Annotated in this window: 13 protein-coding genes; 9 read left to right on the top strand and 4 right to left on the bottom strand. The window is 62.3% G+C overall.

The window, feature by feature from the left end:
- Window positions 1-171 precede the first annotated feature (171 nt).
- Window positions 172-2,202 carry a transcriptional regulator gene (locus H0241_RS29640; RefSeq protein WP_328824891.1) on the top strand — a complete coding sequence of 677 codons (2,031 nt, stop codon included), beginning with the start codon at window positions 172-174 and terminating at the stop codon, window positions 2,200-2,202.
- Window positions 2,203-2,240: 38 nt separating this feature from the next.
- On the opposite strand, the gene H0241_RS29635 is transcribed toward H0241_RS29640, so the two are convergent.
- The 4 genes from H0241_RS29635 to H0241_RS29620 form a co-directional block, all read right to left on the bottom strand.
- Complete coding sequence (locus H0241_RS29635) at window positions 2,241-2,510, bottom strand: hypothetical protein (protein ID WP_181061317.1); 270 nt, start codon at window positions 2,508-2,510, stop codon at window positions 2,241-2,243.
- A 69-nt stretch (window positions 2,511-2,579) separates the two neighbouring features.
- Entirely contained in the window at window positions 2,580-3,761 is a 1,182-nt protein-coding gene (gene choV, locus H0241_RS29630; RefSeq protein ID WP_181061316.1) for a choline ABC transporter ATP-binding protein, read from the bottom strand.
- Window positions 3,758-4,612 (bottom strand): choline ABC transporter permease subunit, encoded by an 855-nt coding sequence (choW, locus tag H0241_RS29625; protein ID WP_181061315.1) that lies wholly within the window; start codon window positions 4,610-4,612, stop codon window positions 3,758-3,760. The genes choV and choW overlap by 4 nt, the downstream gene beginning before the upstream one ends.
- A gap of 136 nt (window positions 4,613-4,748) precedes the next feature.
- On the bottom strand, window positions 4,749-5,684 hold the full coding sequence (locus H0241_RS29620; RefSeq protein WP_181061314.1) for a choline ABC transporter substrate-binding protein: 936 nt from the start codon (window positions 5,682-5,684) through the stop codon (window positions 4,749-4,751).
- A 381-nt stretch (window positions 5,685-6,065) separates the two neighbouring features.
- Between H0241_RS29620 and H0241_RS29615 the strand changes: the two genes are divergently transcribed.
- The 8 genes from H0241_RS29615 (at window position 6,066) to H0241_RS29580 (ending at window position 15,620) form a co-directional block, all read left to right on the top strand.
- On the top strand, window positions 6,066-6,677 hold the full coding sequence (locus H0241_RS29615) for a thymidine kinase (protein ID WP_181061313.1): 612 nt from the start codon (window positions 6,066-6,068) through the stop codon (window positions 6,675-6,677).
- A gap of 14 nt (window positions 6,678-6,691) precedes the next feature.
- Window positions 6,692-7,876, top strand: coding sequence for a glycosyltransferase (locus H0241_RS29610; protein ID WP_181061312.1), 1,185 nt, complete (start codon window positions 6,692-6,694; stop codon window positions 7,874-7,876).
- Window positions 7,877-7,965: 89 nt separating this feature from the next.
- Window positions 7,966-8,349: a c-type cytochrome gene (locus H0241_RS29605; RefSeq protein ID WP_181061311.1), complete on the top strand. Its 384-nt coding sequence runs from the start codon at window positions 7,966-7,968 to the stop codon at window positions 8,347-8,349.
- Window positions 8,350-8,670: 321 nt separating this feature from the next.
- Window positions 8,671-9,759, top strand: a complete 1,089-nt coding sequence (locus H0241_RS29600) for a hypothetical protein (RefSeq protein WP_181061310.1) — start codon at window positions 8,671-8,673, stop codon at window positions 9,757-9,759.
- A gap of 28 nt (window positions 9,760-9,787) precedes the next feature.
- A complete protein-coding gene (locus tag H0241_RS29595; protein WP_181061309.1) occupies window positions 9,788-10,933 on the top strand; it encodes a hypothetical protein in 1,146 nt (381 codons plus the stop codon).
- 24 nt (window positions 10,934-10,957) lie between these two features.
- Window positions 10,958-12,868, top strand: a complete 1,911-nt coding sequence (locus H0241_RS29590; protein WP_181061308.1) for an ATP-binding protein — start codon at window positions 10,958-10,960, stop codon at window positions 12,866-12,868.
- A gap of 219 nt (window positions 12,869-13,087) precedes the next feature.
- Complete coding sequence (locus tag H0241_RS29585; protein WP_181061307.1) at window positions 13,088-14,392, top strand: DUF6638 family protein; 1,305 nt, start codon at window positions 13,088-13,090, stop codon at window positions 14,390-14,392.
- Between the two features lie 103 nt (window positions 14,393-14,495).
- The gene (locus H0241_RS29580; RefSeq protein ID WP_181061306.1) at window positions 14,496-15,620 is read left to right on the top strand and encodes a DUF2333 family protein; all 1,125 of its coding nucleotides are present in this window, start codon (window positions 14,496-14,498) and stop codon (window positions 15,618-15,620) included.
- Window positions 15,621-16,009 lie beyond the last annotated feature (389 nt).

Raw genomic sequence — 16,009 nt, 5'->3', positions numbered from 1 at the left:
GTTACAAACCGGCGGTTTGGGCGACGAGGTTTCGACACCTTGCCGCACTACAGGTCCTTGACGTGCCGCAATGTGGGAAACACCACATTCGGCGCGCAATTTTTGCGAGCCGGCGCACTTTGTCGTGGTCGGTGATAAAGCGGGGGCCGGCGGGCCAGCGTGGGAGCAGGCGTGGTATCTGGCGTGGAATCGAACCTGACGAGCAGCCATCAAGGCCTTAGCGTACGCCTGTTTGGGCCGCTGGCGATCGTGCGCAACGGCGTCCCGGTGGTCTTGCCAGCATCGCGCAAGCTGCGCGCAATGCTGGCCTATCTGGCCCTGGCGCCCCACCCGGTCGGACGTGGCAAGCTATGCGAATTGCTGTGGGATGTTCCAAATGACCCCAGGGGCGAGCTGCGCTGGTGCCTCAGCAAACTGCGGGCCGTTCTCGACGAACCGGGCCGCCGCAGGATCGAAACCGCTGATGATACGATTGCGCTCGATCTCGACGGCGTCTCGGTCGACGTGCTGGATGTCGCATCGGCGGCTGCCGCGGGTATAGAAGCGCTCGAGCCAGCGCGGCTGCAGGCGCTCTCCCGCCTTTTCGTCGGCGATTTCCTCGAGGGGCTGGAGATCGACCGCAGCCCGCTCTTCAACAACTGGCTGACCGCCCAGCGCCGCCGTTTCGGCTCCTGCCACGCGGCCATCCTGGAATACCTGGTCAAGACGCTCCCTGCCGATAGTGACGACACGTCCGCCCACCTCGAAAAATGGCTGGAGCTGACCCCGTTCGACAGCCGGGTCCACATCGCCCTTCTGACAAGGCTGGCGCGGCGCGGCCAGTTCGGCGCCTGTGAAAACCATCTGGCGTCCGCAGCACAACTCTTTCAGTCGGAGGAGTTGGATTTCAGCCCGGTGCGCCACGCGTGGCTGGCCATTCGCGCGGAACGTCACTGCGCGACTTTGCCGGCACAGCCGGTTACAGCGGCCGCTGCGAACCAGGCGCCGATCACGCTCGCGGAAACCGAAGCCTCGACACCGCACAAGGCTTCGCTGGCCGTGATGCCGTTCGCCGAAGACGCCAACAGTGGCATTCGCGGCGGGCTGGCCGATGGCTTTACCCACGACATCATCACCCGCCTGGCCAAGCTCAGGGATTTCTTCGTCATCGCCCGTGGCTCGGTCTTCGCCATGGCCGAGAAAAACAGCGCGCCGGAAGAAGCCGGTCGCCGGCTGAATGTCGACTATGTCGCCACCGGTACGGTGCGCAGCACGACGGGTCGCCTGATCGTCACCGTCGAGCTCGTCGAGGTGCGCACGGCCAGGATCGTCTGGGCCGAGACCTTCGAGCGCAAGCCCGACGACATCTTTTCCGTGCTCGACGATATCGGCAACAGCATCGTGGCCTCGATCTCATCCGAGATCGAGACGGTCGAGCGCAACCGCGCCATGCTGAAGGCGCCCAATTCGCTCAATGCCTGGGAGGCCTACCATCGCGGTCTCTGGCATATGTATCGCTTCACCCGCGGCGAGAATGACCTCGCCCGGCGTTTCTTCGGCATGGCCGTGAGCCAGGATCCGACCTTCACCCGCGCCTATGCCGGCCTATCCTTCACCCATTGGCAGAGCGCCTTCCAGCGCTGGGGCGACCGCGACCAGGACAGCGCGCTCGCCTACGAAGCAGCCGGCCATAGCCTTTTGGTCGACGATCACAATCCGGCAGCACACTGGGCGATGGGCCGGGCGCTGTGGCTGCGCGGCGAAGGCGACGCATCCCTGCTCGAATTGCAAAGAGCTGTCGACCTCAGCCCGAACTTCGCGCTCGGCCACTATGCGCTGTCCTTCGTGCATTCGCAGTCGGGCGACCCGCAAGCCGCGATCGGATCATCGGACCATTCGCGCCATCTGTCGCCGTTCGATCCAATGCTGTTCGGCATGCTTGGCGCGCGCGCCATGGCCCATGTCCGCCTCGGCCAGTTCGATGAAGCTGCCGATTGGGCGCTGAAGGCGGCCGCGCGCCCCAACGCCCATGTCATCATCCTGTCGATCGCCGCCCACTGTCTGGCGCTGGCGGGGCGGCTGGACGAGGCGAAAAACTTCGCCGCCGCCATCCGCAAGACGCTTCCGGGCTATTGCGCCGATGACTTCATCGACACCTTCCGCTTCGACCCGGATGCAACAGTCCTGTTCAAGCTCGGCGCCAAACGCATCGGGCTGAATTGAAGCAAGCGCGGCTGACTAGGATTTCTTCCAGTCTGATTTCAGCGGATGACGGTGATCTTCCACGCCAGCAGGGCAAAGATTACCGCAACGCAGAACAGCGTCGCCCAGCCGTGCCGTCCCGATGCGTGCAGGACAAGAACCACCAACGCGGCAATCACCGCCGCAAGCCCGCCTTCTATGTAGAAGGCCTGTTCCGTGTTCAGCGGCAAACCTATGGCCCCGCCGATCCTGAAGAACTCCAGGATCGACCGCGCCGCAATCACAAGCAGCAGGCCGAGCGCTGCTTGCGCCGCCCGCGGGTTAGACAACCAATTCCAAATCCGCCGCAAAGCGCCTTGTCCTTGATGGTCGATGGTCCTGAAGGACCCGCGTTGGCTCTACCGCCGCAGCACCGCGCTCAGCACGTCGCGTATGCCGATGGCGCCGACGAAGCGCGACTGGTCATCGAACAGCGCCACCGGTGCCGTCTGCGAGCGGTGCATGGCCAGCATCACTGTCTTCAGCGAGGTGCCGGGGTTGGCCCAGAACACCTGCGCCGTCTCCTCCGGCTGGGCCTCGACATCGGCGCACGACACCCACACCGCCGGCTTGCCGTCGCGCTCGGCCGCCGCCACCAGCCCGTGATCGTCGATCTTGAAGCGCGTCGTCTTGCGCCGGTCGAGCCACACCCAGCCGTTATCGCCATGCTCAAGGTCGCGGCTGTCGCGCATGACATTCCAGGCGGTCAGCACCGAGAGCGGGTTCACATTGGCGATGAAGTCGCGGACATAGTCGTTGGCGGGCTTGAGCACGATGTCTTCCGGCGCCCCGGTCTGCACAATGCGCCCGCCCTCCATGATGGTGATGTGGGTGCCGATCTTCAGCGCCTCCTCGAGATCGTGGCTGACGAAGATGATGGTCTTCTTCAACTCCGCCTGCAGCTGCAGCAACTCGTCCTGCAGCTTGGTGCGGATCAGCGGATCGAGCGCCGAGAATGGCTCGTCCATCAGCAGGATCGGCGCCTCGGTGGCGAAGGCGCGCGCCAGGCCGACGCGCTGCTGCATGCCGCCGGACAGTTCATGCGCGTATTTCTTCGACCACTGGTCGAGGTGGACCAGTTCGAGCTGCTTTTTCACGCGCTCCTTGCGCTCTTGCTCCGGCACGCCGGCGAGTTCGAGGCCGAGGCCGACATTTTCCTCGACCGTGCGCCATGGCAGCAGGCCGAACTGCTGGAATACCATCGCCACCTGCTTCTGGCGCAGCCGCCGCAGCGTCGCCTGATCGCAGGTTACGACATCGACGATGTTGTCGCCGTCCTTGACCAGCACCTGGCCGCGCGACACCACGTTGAGCCGGTTGACGGCCCGCAGCAGCGTCGACTTGCCCGAGCCCGACAGGCCCATCAGCACCGATATCTCGCCCTCGTGCACGGTCAGGCTGGCCCCGGCACAGCCCAGCACATTGCCGGTCTTTTCAAGAATTTCGGCGCGCGTGGCGCCGCCGTCGATCAGCGCCAGCGAGCCGGCCTGATCGGAACCGAAGACGATATCGACATTTTTGAAGTCAACGGCGACGGTCATTTCTTGCCTCCAACGCCGATGCGCGTCATTCGGTCGAGCACGATGGCGAGCACCACAATCGCCAGGCCGGCTTCGAGCCCGAGGTCGATGCGGCGCGAGCCGAGCGCACGGTTGATTTCAGTGCCGAGGCCGCCGGCGCCGATCAGCGCTGCGAACACCACCATCGACAGCGACAGCATGATCGATTGCGTCAGACCGGCCATGATGGTCGGCAGCGCCGAGGGCAACTCGACCTTCCAAAGCAGCTGCTGCTTGGTGGCGCCGAACGCCTCGCCGGCCTCGATGATCGACTTCGGCACCGAGACGACGCCGAGATGGGTGAGGCGCACCGCGGTCGGGATGACGAAGATGATGGTGACGATGAGGCCGGGCGCGTTGCCGAGGCCGAACAGCGTCAAGACCGGGATCAGGTAGACGAAGGTCGGCAGCGTCTGCATCAGGTCGAGCACCGGCAGCATGATGCGGTAGACCTTGGGCTTGTGCGCGGCCCAGATGCCGAGCGGCACGCCGATGGCCATCGCCATGGTGGCGGCCGCCACGACCAGCACCAGCGTCTGCACCGTCTGCTTCCAGAGGTTCTGGTTGATGATGAAGATCAGGCCGAGGAAGACGCCGATGGCCAGTGGCCGCGAGCGCTGCAGCAGCCAGGCGATGATGGCGACGATCAGCGCCAGCAGCACTGGCGGCACCACCAAAAGGATGTCGACCAGCCCGTCGAGCAGGAAGTTGAGGCCGTTCGAAAAAGCCCTGAACACAGTGTCGAAATTGTCGGTGAGGAAACCGAAGAACGCCTTTCCCCAGGCGCCGATCGGTATCTTGTGATCGACCATGAATTTCGAAATCGGATCCATATCGCCCCTCTCATGCGCGAGACCGCCTGCCCCCGGCTCTGCTGTCGTTACGTCATCTTCTCACAGGATATGAAAAAGGGCAGCCTTTTCTAAATTGGCTGCCCTTCCTGGTTCGGCTTTGCCGAATTCAGTCGGCTCAGCTTCCGAGCGCGGTCTTGACCGCCGCCGCCGCATCGCCGCCATCGAAGGTGGTGACGCCGGCAATCCACGGCGCAACGGCGTCAGGGTGCTTCTTCAGCCAGTCGGCTGCGACCGTGTTGGCGTCGCCGCCTTTCAGGATCGCGTCCATCATCTCGCCTTCCATGTCCAGGTTGAACTTCAGGTTGGCGATGAACTTGCCGGCATTCGGGCATTCGGTGGTGTAGCCCTTGCGCACATTGGTGAAGACGGTGGCGGCGCCGAAGCCGCTGTCGCCCATGCCGTCGAGATAGGTGATCTTCATGGCACCCATCACCGGATGCGGCGTCCAGCCGAGGAAGGCGATCCACTCATTGTTCTTCATCGACTGCTCGGCCTGCGTCAGCATGCCGGCCTCCGAAGATTCCACCAGTTCGAAGCCTTCGAGATTGTCCTTCGGGTTCTTGATCATGTCGAGGATGATGCGGTTGCCGTCATTGCCGGCCTCGATGCCATAGATCTTGCCGTTGAACTTGTCCTTGAACTTGCCGATATCGGTCAGCGACTTGACGCCGGCGTCGGCGACATAGGTCGGCACGACGATGCCGTAGCCGGCGCCGGTCAGGTTGGTGCTGATCGTCTCGACCGAACCGTCGGCGGTGTAGTCCTTGATGTCGTTGGTCATCGACGGCATCCAGTTGCCGAGGAAGACGTCGAGATCCTTGTTCTTCAGCGACGCCATGGTCACCGGCACCGAAAGCTGGATCGTCTGCGGCTCGTAGCCGAGCGCGGTGAGCAGCACCGAAGCGACGCCGGTCGTCGCCTGGATGTCGGTCCAGCCGACATCGGAAAGGCGCACCGCCTTGCAGCTCTCCGAATCGCCGGCAAGGGCAGCGCTCGTGGACAGGAAAGTCGCCAGACCGAGGCAGGCGACGAAGGTGTTCATACGCGACATTGGTAGTCTCCCATTGTGATTCTTTGGCGAAGCGTAGTTACGGTTTCTCTGCCCGCCTTGTTTCGTCAGCCAAACACCATTCTGGTGTGGTTTCAAGCGCTAAGGCAATCACGATCAACGGCGCGGACTGGCCAAACAGCGACACGCCTGCCGCTTTTTCGATGGCAGATGGCTTTTCCCATGAAATACAGCCGTGCCCCCTCCCCGTGCCGCGCCAACTCGGCTTAAGGTGTGCCGGGATTCAGGTCAGGCCGAGCCGAAAATGGTTGATGCCGAGAACCGGAGCGGAGCGTACTCAAAGTACGTGAGCACCGGAAGCGCAGGTATCAGCCATTTGCAGGCAGGCATCGCCTGAAACGCGGTACACCTTAAAAGGGCGGCATGGCCAAGCTTTACTTCCACTATGCGACGATGAATGCCGGCAAGACGACGATACTCTTGCAGGCGTCCTACAATTATCGTGAACGCGGCATGACGACGATGCTGTTCGTCGCCGGTCACTACCGCAAGGGCGACACCGGGTTGATCTCGTCGCGCATCGGCCTGGAGACCGAGGCCGAGATGTTCCGAGATGGCGACGATCTCTACGCCCGCGTCGCCGAGCATCACGAGCACACGACCGTGCATTGCATCTTCGTCGACGAGGCGCAATTTCTCGAGGAAGAGCAGGTCTGGCAGCTTGCCCGCATCGCCGACCGGCTGAACATCCCGGTCATGTGCTACGGCCTGCGCACCGATTTCAAGGGCAATCTGTTTTCCGGTTCGCGCGCTCTTCTGGCCATCGCCGACGATCTGCGCGAAGTGCGCACCATCTGCCGCTGCGGCCGCAAGGCGACAATGGTCGTGCGCCTTGGCCCCGACGGCAAGGTGGCACGGCAAGGCGAACAGGTGGCGATCGGCAAGGACGTCTATGTCTCGCTCTGCCGTCGCCATTGGGAAGAGGAAATGGGCCGCGCCGAGCCCGACGACTTCATCGGCTTCACCAGAGGCTGAATGGCCGGGGCAACATGAGAATCCTCCAGTTCACAGTCGATTGCCCGTTTCCGCCGGTATCAGGCGCCGAGATCAGGAACGCCGCCAACGCGCGCGCCTTGGCATCGATGGGCGAGGTTCTGACGGTAAGCCTGACTGGCGCCCCAGCGCCTTCTCCACCGCCGAATATCCGTCACCGGATCATCGAGGCGGCACGCGGCCGGGCTTCCTGGTACAGGCGTAGCCCCCATCCGACCATGCACATCATACCGGACGACGAACTGGCTGAGGCAGACGCTCTGTGGGGGCAATTCGACCCCGACCTCGTGGTTATAGAGGAGATCGTGCTTGCGCAGTTGCTGACGCTGGCGTCGAAACATCGCGCGCGCACTGTCCTTGACCTGCACAACATAGATTCCCAAACGGTGGCCGACCGCATCGCCGGGCTGACGCTGTGGCAGCAACTTCGCGGCTGGCGCCAAAACAGGCGCAAGAAGACAGGGGCCCGCGACGCCGACAGACATGCGGCAGCCATGGCCGACCAGGTCTGGGTCTGTTCCCGGGCCGACGGGGCGCTGCTGTCGGCTCTCGGTCCCGTCAACGACATCAAGCTCATCGCAAACCCCATTCCGGATGAGAGCGTGCTTTCCCTGCCGATTGGTGCCGAGCGGTACCGTGATCTGCGCCTGTGCTTCATCGGCCATCTCGGCTACTTCCCCAACATCGACGCCGTCAAGCAGATTGGCCGCGGGATGGTCCCGCGACTCGCAGCCTCTGGCCGGCCATGGTCGATCACCGTCGCCGGCAAGACGCCGCGCGATGTCGTGCGCGGTTTGTGCGCGAAGCATGGTCTGCAGCTGATCGAGAACCCACCGCATCTGCCGGAATTGCTCGGACATGCCGGCTATGCGCCAATCCCGCTGCGCTTTGGCGGCGGCACCCGCATCAAGGTGCTGGAGGCAATGGCGGCGGGCCTGGTCGTCGCCGCCACCGAAAAGGCCGTCGAAGGGCTTGGCCTGCAGGCGGGCAGGCATTTCCTGTCCAGCGACGATGCCGGCGAGCTGGCGTCGAAAATCATCGACCTGTCGGCGACGCCGCAAGCGGCGGTCGAGATGGCGGAACTCGGCCGCGCCTTCGTGCGCGACAGCCATTCATTGGCAGCGATCGAAACCGCAATCAAACAAGCGGTCGCGGCGATCCCGCTCCCGCGGACGGGTTGATGCCCCGCTCCGCAATCCTGCCGCCATGCGGCGTTTGTTAAGGCCTGCAGCCTATTTTGTCCCCCAGCCAGAGCCAGCCGGGGACCGCCATGTTTCGAGCCATTTCGTCCACACTTGTCTTTTACCTGGCCGGAATCCTCGCCGCGCAAGCCGACGGCGACGCCGCGCTGGGCAAGAAAGTGTTCTACCGCTGCATGACCTGTCACGAGGCGGCAACCGACCGCGACAAGATCGGACCGCATCTCCTGGGTGTGGTCGGCCGCACCGCCGGCACCGCCGAGAATTTCCACTATTCGCAGGCCATGAAGGATGCCGGCGCCGCCGGCCTCGTCTGGGACGAAGCCAACCTCAAGGCCTATCTCAGCGCCCCCAAGCTAAAAGTACCCGGCAACAGGATGGCGTTCGCCGGCCTGACCAGCGACGATGACATCGCCAACGTCATTGCCTATCTGAAGGCCGATCCGAAGCCTTGAACGGCTGTATGCGTTGCGTGATCGCGCCGGCTTTCGCCAGCTGTCTCGCCCCTGCAACCGATTGAGTTCTCAATCGAATTTCAGGACATCCGCGCCGGTGGAGATCGACTGCTTTGCCGGCGTCAAAGTTCAATGACAGTTGAACAATGCTTGGCCGGCTGGTTAATCACGCCATGACCCCGCCTTCATTGACTTTCAAGACGATGACGGTTTTTTTGTTTTCGGGGCGGGTCTTGTCTTGCGTCTTTCAATCCCCTGATACCCCACATATATTCGCCGCTGTTCGCAGCCAGCGACCGGAAGCCGAAGCGGGAGGCCCCTATGGCGACATTGCAGAATTTCGATGCCGAAATTGCCAAGACCAGGCAGGTCGTGCAGGACATGCGCACCAAGATCGAGCAGTCCGGCACCGTGCTTGATACGCTTGCCACCGCCGACAAGAAGATCGGCGACGCCAATTTCGACATCGAAAATGCCCGCATCGAGGATGTGCTGAAGCAGCAGAAGGTGATGGAAGGCAACATCGCCGACCTGATCATCGGTCTGGAGGACGCCACCAATGTCTTCGGCACCGAATTCGAAAGCATGAAGAACTACACCGGCTGGGAAAGCTTTGTCGGCGTCTTCTCCGCGCAGCGCAAGCAGCGCATGCGCACCGACCGCGTCCGCAACATGTCGCTGGCCGGCAATCTGCAGGAGCTTCTGGTCAAATCCGACACCATCGTCGGCATCCTGAAGGCGCAGAAAGAGGTCCTCGACCAGCGCTACAAGACCTCCGAAAACAGCCTGTCGCAGGTGATTGAGCGCCGCAAGGTGACCATGACCAACCTCGAAGCGGTGCAGAAACGCATCGAGGAGGTCAACCCGCTGCTGCTCGACATCGAGAACAAGATCGCGGCGTCGACCAGCCAGAAGGAGCGCACGCAGCTTGAGGGCGAGCGCTCGAAACTGGCCACCGAGTACAATGAAAAGCAGGCCAAGGAGCAGGAATTGCTGGCCGAGAGCCAGACCCTGGAGCGCTACACCTCGATGTTCCAGACCTTTGTCGATTCGCTTAACAACCAGATCGCCGCGCAGTCGACGCTGATCAACAAGCTGACCATCGATACCGAGCAGCGGATCGTGCTCTACAAGGCGCTGGAAGATTCGCTGAAGACCGCCGCCCAACAGGATGTCGCCCACAAGATCAACACGCTGGGCAGCCAGGTCGACAACACCGCCGAAGAGACCATGGCCGGCATCGGCGCCGCCTCGCAAAAGCACATTGGCGATCTCCTCGAAATGCACGAGAAGAACATGGTCGCCAGCTCCGACATCCAGCGCCGCAAGAAGCTCGCCGACGACGCCTTCGCCCGCCGTTTCGACGACGTGATGAAGAAGCACAATTCGGCCAACTACGTGCAGTCGTAAGGAGCGGCTGCACGCGAGCACACCCGGCATGACTCCCGAAAACGAAGCGGCGGCGCGCTATTTTTCCGCCATCACGGCCGCACTCAGCGGCCTTGAAGTGTTCATGCGCGACGACCGCTCGCCGCTCTACCGGCACGGCATCGTCGCCAAGATCGTGGCCGAATACATTGCCCGGCTGGACAAGTCGTTCTCCTGCTGGCGCAACCGGCTCGGCTTCATGGACACGTTTCGCATTTCGCGCGCCGACAGCGGTTATCCCGTCTTCCAGAACCTGCTCGAACTGGAAAACGATCGCCGCCAGGCCGACGCGCGGCTGGCCAACATCCCGCTGGCCGGAGAATTGCGTGAGGAAATGGCCGACTTCATCCTGCGCCACAAGGAATTCCCCGAGGCGCTGCAGAAGTCGATGGCCGAGCGGCTCTATCTCGAAGACGTCAAGAGCGAGCAGACTTTTGGCCCGTTCTCGCTGGCGCAGACGGCCAAAGTCTCGGTCAATCCCAAGACCTTTCGCCCTTATTACCTCGTGCACTGGGCGACATTCGACGGCAGCGCCAACCTGCCGCTGGTCTACATGGTGACGGTGGAGGATTCCTCCGAAGCCATGATCCGCCAGCTTGTCGACAGCAACGGCAAACTCAACGAACAGGTCGACATCCCGTTGCCCGTCGATGGCCTGCTCAACCCAGAGCTTGCCCACCGCTTCGACGATTTCACCGAAAAGAATTCCGCCTACACGCTGTCGCCGGCGACGATTGCGGTCAATCTCGACAAGGATTTCGAGCCGCTGCACCCCAAGCAGTTGCGCCGCGTCGTGCTTGGCCCCTTCTATTCCGCGGGCATTACCGACAACAATTCGACGGTGACCGAAGTGCTGGCCAAGGTTCGCAAGCCTGAAAATGCCTGGCTGCTCACCTGGACCATCCAGGAGGTTTACTCCAAAGGCGAGAAACCCGGCCGCAAGGGCCTGTTTTCCAGCGAGAAGACGACGCAGGAATTCTTCATCAACACCGACGATCTCGAGGCCGCGCGCCAGGGCGTGTCGAGCTACGAGAACCACGCCCTGATCCCGCACGAGGCCTACCAGGCACTCTACGCCGCCGGCGAGGCACAGAAGATCTTTTCCGGCTACAAGGTCCACATCCTGTCCAACGGGCAGGTCATCTCAGACGTCTGACCGTAACACCACGGAGCATCCTTCATGGACACCGGCCTGACCACCATCCCGGAAGCGGCGATCGAAAAGCACCGCGCCACCGCGCAGAGCTTCATCACCCGCGTCGTCGTTCTCGAAGACCCTTCGCGCGAATCCGGTACCGCACTTGCCGGCACCAACCGCCGCTTCGTCTCGACCGTCTCGGTCGGCTCGGTGCGCCGCACGCGCGAGGTCGAGCTGACCAAGACCGTCGCCGCCATCCATCCCGACGACCAGCTGATGAGCATCCCGCAGCACACGCTGTTGTTTCGCGCCCGCCGCGGCTTGGCGATTGCGCTCGCCATTTCCGACGTCTTCGCCGAGGGCTCCGACCTCGAAAGCCTGCAGGCCAAGAACACCCGCGCGCCGCTTGAAGGCGACGAAGCCGCCACCTTCAAGAAGCTTCTGTCAGCCTCGGCTTACGTTTCAGCCTTCAGCCTTGCCTCCTATCTGTTCCAGCTGATCGACAGCGACGGCGAGGCGCCCAACGATATTCCCGAGCCGGACTTCCTGTTCGACACGCCGCAGGATGCCGTGAAGTCGATCGTCGCCGGTCTCGACAAGGCGATTGCAGGATCGAAGGATGATGGCGACCTGACAACCCGGGCGCGTGCCTTCGCGCGCGTCGCGATCGACGGGCTGCTGGCGCGCAAAGGCCGGTTCGACGGCATCGGCCCGTTCGAGAACGCCCATATCCGCATCGACGCAGACGATTTTACACTCGACGGCTTCGACGTCGCGCCCGGCAAGCGCTCGAAACCGCTGGTGATGACCTTCAAGAAGCCGGAAGAGGTCGTCGGCAACCACATCGCCAAATACCAGTCGGTCAAGCTCGCCAAGATGCTGATGGCCTATGATTTCGAGCGCGAGCTGAACCCGTTCGTCGAGCTCGGCGGTTTCCTCTTCACCTTCATCGGCGATGGCGCGCCCGGCACCGGCAAGACGACGCTGATCCAGATGATCGCCGGCCTCGTCAACGGCTATTGCCAGGTCGCCGGCTATCCCTTCGCCTATGAGAATTTCGGCGTCGACCAGATTTCGTCCTACCAGGGCAAATCGGGTCAGAACTGCCGTCAGTTCATCAACAATGTCTTGAACCCGCGCGTCATCGGCTTCGGCACCGTCGACGATATCGATCAGGTGGCTGCACGCCGCTCCGACGACCGCGCTTCGGCCGGCCAGCAGGAAATCACCGGTGTCTTGATGGATGCCTTTGCCGGCGCCGGCACGGTGGTGCGCGGCAACTGCTCGTTCGGCATGTTCTCCAACTATCCAGAAAATGTCGACGACGCGCTGCGCCAGCGCGCCGGCGCCCGCTGGCTGGTCGATGGTCCGCAGAGCCGCGACGACTATATCGACATCTTCGTGCTGCTCGCCGGCAAGAACCACAAGATCCCGCTCGGCGACCACAAGCTTTACGCCGCGCAGGAAATCGAGCGCGCCGTGACCGAGGCCTATGAGGAGCATGAGAAGCCGCAGGAAGACGGGCTGATGAAGGTCTATGAGCGCTACATGAAGGAGAATGGCGCGCCGAAATCGATGGCCGACATCGGCACCTATCTGCACCTGATCAAGGACGCCGAACCGCGCTTCACCGGCCGCGCCATCAAGAACGTCACCGACGCCATCAAGATGCGCGCCATGGACATCGAGCTTCCCGACGACTGGTTCGAGAAACCGGAAGCCTTCATGCACAAGGGCTACGACGAGAAGAAAGCCATGATCGAGGAACTGCGCGGACCGTTCTCGATGGACATGGTCATGCAGGAGATCAACCGCTACGCCGACAGCGAATTCCGCTATTCCGACAAATCCGACGACGCCGCGGTGGAGAAACTGCTGCGCGACGCCCGGCTGCGTGAACGCGCGGGTCGTGAGATGGAGGAGATGAAGAAGAAGGGGCTTTGGAATGCGTGAAGCACGCCGACGCCCCCTTCTCCCCTTGTGGGAGAAGGTGTCGCCGAAGGCGACGGATGAGGGGTGTTCCAGCTTGGCAAGGACGGCGATCCTTCCAACACCCCTCAACCGTCTCGGCGCTGCGCGCCGATCCACCTTCTCCCACAAGGGGAGAAGGAAGGCTCGCGCCCCTCATCCGCCCTTCGGGCACCTTCTCCCCGTGAACGGGGAGAAGGCAGGATGAGCGCCCATAAAAAACCCGACCTTCTGCGCGACAACGAGCTCATCTACGGCCGGCTGCTCACTGTCGACGAGTCGCATCTCATCCAGCGCTACAACAAGGCGCTTGTTGCCTTCGGCCTCAAGCCGACCAAGCTGAAGAGCTTCCAGATCGACCGCACCGGCTTCTCGCCTGAAGTGGCCGAGGAATGCGGCGATTACGACTATCTCGATCCCAATGAGGTCAACCGCCGCTTCATCATCCTGACGCCGTCGCAGATCGAGCTGCCGGTGGTGCACACCGCCTTTTCCAACACCTCGCAGCTGATGTTCGAGTTCATGTCCAAGAACCAGCGCGCTATCGATGCGCTGACCATCAAGGACGTCATCTACGGCGAGATCGAGGATTCCGTTCCGCTGGTCAACGACATCGAGGACCTGCTGTCTATCAGCCAGGTCGAGTTCAAGGTGCTGTCGGCCGAGGACGTGCTGGGCAAGGCCGCCGAGCTCGGCAAGCTGGTCGACCGGCTGAAGCAGGAGCCGCACGCCTGGCGCGACAACGCCATGCTGACCCGCATGGTGGAGCTGGCGAAGGTGTGCGGCGACATCCGCGAGAACGCGCTGGTGCCCGACCAGGTGATCTTCCGCCACAACGCCTATTGGACCAGCCATTTCGGCGGGCTCTACGTCTTCGTCGACCCCGACATGACGACGGTCATCAGCGATCCGGCCGCACCAGGCTTTCGCCGTTCGCGTCCCTGGCAGGTCAGCTATCTCTCGATCAACGATGCCGACAAGGTGTTCAAGTTCCTCGCCAGCACCGGCCGTATCGAACTGCCGCGGGCGTCATGGGTCGAAAGCTCGGGTTATCTCGAGCATCGCGCCGAGATGGTCGTGCGCTCCCTCATCCGCGACACCGAGCCGAACCGCAATCTGACCGACGTCGACAAGGTTTGGCTGCAGACCTGGATCCACGGCCATGCCGACCTGATCACCAGCGACGGCAATTTTCCTTTCCTCAACGCCGCCAAGCGCGAGATCGCCCAGCTCGGCCATCTCAAAATCGAGGATGTCCCGCCGCGCCAGCGCTTCCTCGTCGTGCGCGGCAAGCCCGACCATCCCGACGCCTGGCTGACCAACCAGCTGATCTCGGATTTCGTGCCGCAGGACTTCGTCTCGCGCTACGTCTTCAACAAGCCCGGCTTCTACAAGGACTATGACGGCTTCAGCGACGCCTGGCGATCGCATGTTGTGGACGTTCTGAAAACCACATATTTGAAGGACAAGGTGGCGTTTCGCACGCGCCTTTACGGCCTGACTGACTAGAACGAAATGAGCCGTCATTTCGTTCTAACTTATTGTTTTGGCGCATGATGTTGTCCAAAAAGTCTGCAACTTTTTGGCATCATGCTGAGGGGTGACGTGAGCCATGCTTGATCCGATCGTGAATTTCTTCACCCGCATCTTCCAGTGGATAGGCCGCGGCATCGGCCTGGTCATCGGCGTGATCCTGTGGCCGTTCATGTGGGCCGGGCGCTGGTACACGCAGCGCGGCTGGATCCTGAAGGCGGTGGTCGGCCTGGCTCTGCTGGTGCTGATCGGCCTCTACGCCAACTTCTTCTACGCCACCCAGTGGTGGAACAAGTTCGACCCCAACTACGTCGACAAATACACCTTCGAGAACCGCAACATTTCGGCCGGCGAACAGGTCGCGGCAGGCGCCGGCACCGAGACCGCCAAAACCTGCGGCAATTCGGGCATCGCCCAGGTAGCGGCCGACCTGACCGACTTCAACGTCAACCAGAATGCCTGGATCTCGTCGATGATCCTCTACAAGCTCGGCCTGTTCGGCGTCGACTGGGATCATACGCCGTTCATGGACAACAAGGCCTCGTTCCAGCGCGGTATCAACCAGGCGGTGCGCCGCACCGCGACCGAGCTTGCCGACAATCTCGGCCGTGTGCGCACGACCTCGCAGATCGACGCCGACCTGCAGGACGCGCGCGGCAATCTGCAGTTCGACGAATACACTTGGTATTTCGGCCTGAACCCGTTCGGGCCCAAGACGCCGACGCCGAGCTATTATCGCGATGCCGTCAACAAGCTGCGCTCCTTCAACGCCCGCCTTGCCACCTGCCAGGCGACGTTCGACGCCCGCGCCGACAATCTGAAGCAGTATATCGACCGCATCTCCTCCGACATCGGCTCGACCTCGGCCATCCTCAAGGAGCGGGCCGAGAACCACAACGATGGCTGGTTCGACTTCCGCGCCGATGACCGTTTCTGGTTCGCCTATGGCCAGCTCTACGCCTATTACGGCCTGATGAAGGGCGCCCAGGCCGATTTCGAGGACGTCATCAAGGAAAAGCATCTCGGCAATCTATGGGACACGATGGATGCGCAATTCGTCTCGGCGCTGCGCATCCAGCCCTTCATCATCGCCAATGGCCGCGAGGACGGCTGGATCATGCCGACCCACCTGACGACGATGGGTTTCTATGTGCTTCGGGTGCGCTCCAACATGGTCGAGATCAGCAACGTCCTGACGCAGTAACGTCAGTCGCTCGATGCATGTCGCCCAAAGTGGTCCCGGTTTTGGGATAACGACATGCACAAGAATAATTGCCTAAAGCGCATTGCGCTTTAGGCATAGCGATGGCGAATTTGCGCCGTCGCCTCTGTCGCATTCCGTGCATTGCGCGGCTGTTTTGAGACGGCGCAATGTCGCATCCTCTGGCTTCTATACGGCGCGGCAACGGAGCCAGGAAGAACCGACGGCAGGTCGGCCCGGCCGCGGAGACACTTTCTTCATAGGAAACATAGTTGCATGCAAGTTGACGCCGCGGCAGCGACAGGGTTAGAACATGCCCGCGCGCCTAACGGCCGTTTCGAATTGCCTGCGACGACCACAGTCATCAACCCCGTCCCGTCCACCGTCCAATC

Origin of the sequence: Mesorhizobium neociceri (assembly GCF_013520985.1) — a bacterium.
Classification (GTDB): Bacteria; Pseudomonadota; Alphaproteobacteria; order Rhizobiales; family Rhizobiaceae; genus Mesorhizobium; species Mesorhizobium neociceri.
This window is presented reverse-complemented; position numbering and strand designations above follow the sequence as displayed.

Bases quoted from the DNA above. Each gene is read 5' to 3' on its own strand.
- H0241_RS29620 (WP_181061314.1), bottom strand. From the start codon at position 5,684: ATGTCGCGTATGAACACCTTCGTCGCCTGCCTCGGTCTGGCGACTTTC.
- H0241_RS29585 (WP_181061307.1), top strand. From the start codon at position 13,088: ATGAGCGCCCATAAAAAACCCGACCTTCTGCGCGACAACGAGCTCATC.
- H0241_RS29615 (WP_181061313.1), top strand. From the start codon at position 6,066: ATGGCCAAGCTTTACTTCCACTATGCGACGATGAATGCCGGCAAGACG.
- H0241_RS29590 (WP_181061308.1), top strand. From the start codon at position 10,958: ATGGACACCGGCCTGACCACCATCCCGGAAGCGGCGATCGAAAAGCAC.
- H0241_RS29610 (WP_181061312.1), top strand. From the start codon at position 6,692: ATGAGAATCCTCCAGTTCACAGTCGATTGCCCGTTTCCGCCGGTATCA.
- choW (WP_181061315.1), bottom strand. From the start codon at position 4,612: ATGGATCCGATTTCGAAATTCATGGTCGATCACAAGATACCGATCGGC.
- H0241_RS29580 (WP_181061306.1), top strand. From the start codon at position 14,496: ATGCTTGATCCGATCGTGAATTTCTTCACCCGCATCTTCCAGTGGATA.
- H0241_RS29600 (WP_181061310.1), top strand. From the start codon at position 8,671: ATGGCGACATTGCAGAATTTCGATGCCGAAATTGCCAAGACCAGGCAG.
- choV (WP_181061316.1), bottom strand. From the start codon at position 3,761: ATGACCGTCGCCGTTGACTTCAAAAATGTCGATATCGTCTTCGGTTCC.
- H0241_RS29595 (WP_181061309.1), top strand. From the start codon at position 9,788: ATGACTCCCGAAAACGAAGCGGCGGCGCGCTATTTTTCCGCCATCACG.
- H0241_RS29605 (WP_181061311.1), top strand. From the start codon at position 7,966: ATGTTTCGAGCCATTTCGTCCACACTTGTCTTTTACCTGGCCGGAATC.